Source organism: Dietzia cinnamea NBRC 102147, assembly GCF_001571065.1.
In the GTDB taxonomy this organism is placed as follows: Bacteria; Actinomycetota; Actinomycetes; order Mycobacteriales; family Mycobacteriaceae; genus Dietzia; species Dietzia cinnamea.
Genome location: NZ_BCSW01000121.1, coordinates 1 through 2,029 on the forward strand (window position 1 = coordinate 1; position 2,029 = coordinate 2,029).

Consider the following 2,029-nt stretch of genomic DNA (forward strand, 5'->3'; position numbering starts at 1 on the left):
CGCCTAGCCGACCTGGCGTTTTGTTGATCTGCCAGCGGACGAATCGGACATTCGCTCTGCCGCTCTCGCAGCCAGCTCGTCTCGTCGAGTTAGAGCCGCTAGCCTGCAACAACTTTGACGATCAGCGCGAAGCGCCCATCCGCCAGCTGCGACCCTGCGGGATGTTCGTTACGCAAACTTGTCGAAAAACTTGCAGAAACTGAGAGGGGGATGCATACCCTTCTCAGTCCCCGCACAGATTTCCTCTGGCCCTCCGCGGGGCGTCCCCCTCGAGCTTGCGGGCTCAATCCCCCTCTAGAAAGGGTTCATCATGAACCAGGCGTTCTACGCTCTCGCCACCCTCCAGGCCTTCTTCTCCGATCGCCTGGACAATCGCAAGGACCGCGGCGCGACCGCTGTGGAGTACGGCTTGATGGTCGGACTCATTGCCGTGATCATCATTGTCGCGGTTCTTGCGCTAGGCAATAACCTCCAAGGCCTGTTCCAGGGCGTCGCTGATGATGTCGCTAACCCGGCCGGTGCCGGCGCGGGCGCCCCCCCGCGGGCGGCTAAACCCGATCTGACTCCGGCGCAGCACTCGTCACTGGTGCTGCGCCGGACTCCGGACAGTCCCTTCACTTCCCAACCGTCTCGTCCCTCGCTCGACAGGCGCCGCAATGATCACGCCCTCACGTGACCGCGGAGCTGCAGCGGTCGAATTCGCGCTTGTCCTGCCGATTCTTCTTCTCCTGGTAATCGGCATTCTCGAATTCGGCCGGGCATACCACGTGCAAACCACCCTCTCGAATGCCGCGCGCGATGGCGTCCGGGTGATGGCATTGCAGGACAGTGCCACAGCTGCACGTACAACGGCCAAAGACTCCGCGCCAGGTCTCCCCCTCACCGACTCGATGATCGACGTCACCCCTACTCGATGTGCATCAGACACCACCGCCCCCGGCCAGGTGTCGGTCACCATCTCCTATCCGTTCACGCTGGTCTCCGGCTTTCTCCCCCTCGATGACTTCACCCTCACCGGCAGGGGGACCATGCGATGCTTCGGCTGAAGGATGACCGGGGCGCGGTCGCCGTCATCGTCGCGATCCTCATGGTGCCCCTCATGGGTTTCGCGGCGATCTCCCTCGATATCGCTGCGACACACGCCGAGAGGCAACAGCTTCAGATCGGGGCCGACGCGGCAGCCTTGGCGATCGCCCAGGACTGTGCACGGAAAGCCTGCGGCTCCCCACGTGACACCGCTCAGGACTTCGCCACGTTGAACAGCAACTCGGGCGAGGCTGCCGCCACTGTGCCCGCGGTCCCCTCCGCCTCCACAGGCAGAGTGACCGTTCACAACTCGGCAGTTCGACAGCACTGGTTCGCTCCGGTGCTAGGTAACGACAGCACCGCGCTCACCACTACATCCAGCGCCGGGTGGGGCGGCCCGACCGGTGGAACAGCAGCGCTCCCCCTCATCATCTCGCTCTGCGACTTCAACCAGTCCTCGGTCGGCGGGATCCCGACAGGAGTGGAACAAACGATCGTCACCACGCCCGCCGGCACGTGCTCGGGCGCGGGTGGGAACTCACCGACGATCGTTCCCGGCGGTTTCGGCTGGCTGGAGACTGGAGACCGACGCGAAGAAGAGCTGTTCCACCACCACCAACATCAACACGAAGGCGTACAGCGAACCCGGAAACACCCCGAAGCAATGCGACCTCTCGACGATCCGCGGGAAGACCATCCTCATCCCGCTCTTCGACGAGGCTGACCTCACCAGCTCCGGCGGCAACGGCAGGGGCGCCTGGTACGAGGTCTACGGGTACGCGGCTTTCCACGTCACCGGGTACTACTTCTCCGGCCAGAGCTGGAACCCGCCGTGCGACAAGAACCAACGCTGCATCCGCGGCTACTTCACCTCGATGGTGAACACGGACCCCGACTTCACCTACGGCCCGGACGCCCCAAACCTCGGCACATCCGCCGTCTACCTACTACCTGACTAGCCCGGGTGATTCATGGGAATCTGCGGATCGCTGGGCGAAAATAG

General features: G+C 63.6%; 3 protein-coding genes. All 3 read left to right on the forward strand.

Annotation, left to right across the window (positions count from 1 at the left end; translation table 11 throughout):
- Positions 1–310 precede the first annotated feature (310 nt).
- The gene (locus DCI01S_RS17040) at positions 311–676 is read left to right on the forward strand and encodes a Flp family type IVb pilin (RefSeq protein WP_082767899.1); all 366 of its coding nucleotides are present in this window, start codon (positions 311–313) and stop codon (positions 674–676) included.
- Positions 657–1,046 carry a TadE/TadG family type IV pilus assembly protein gene (locus tag DCI01S_RS16370; protein WP_061230196.1) on the forward strand — a complete coding sequence of 130 codons (390 nt, stop codon included), beginning with the start codon at positions 657–659 and terminating at the stop codon, positions 1,044–1,046. Before DCI01S_RS17040 ends, DCI01S_RS16370 begins: the two co-directional genes overlap by 20 nt.
- Before the next feature lie 510 nt (positions 1,047–1,556).
- The gene (locus DCI01S_RS18015) at positions 1,557–1,985 is read left to right on the forward strand and encodes a hypothetical protein (RefSeq protein WP_061230197.1); all 429 of its coding nucleotides are present in this window, start codon (positions 1,557–1,559) and stop codon (positions 1,983–1,985) included.
- Positions 1,986–2,029 lie beyond the last annotated feature (44 nt).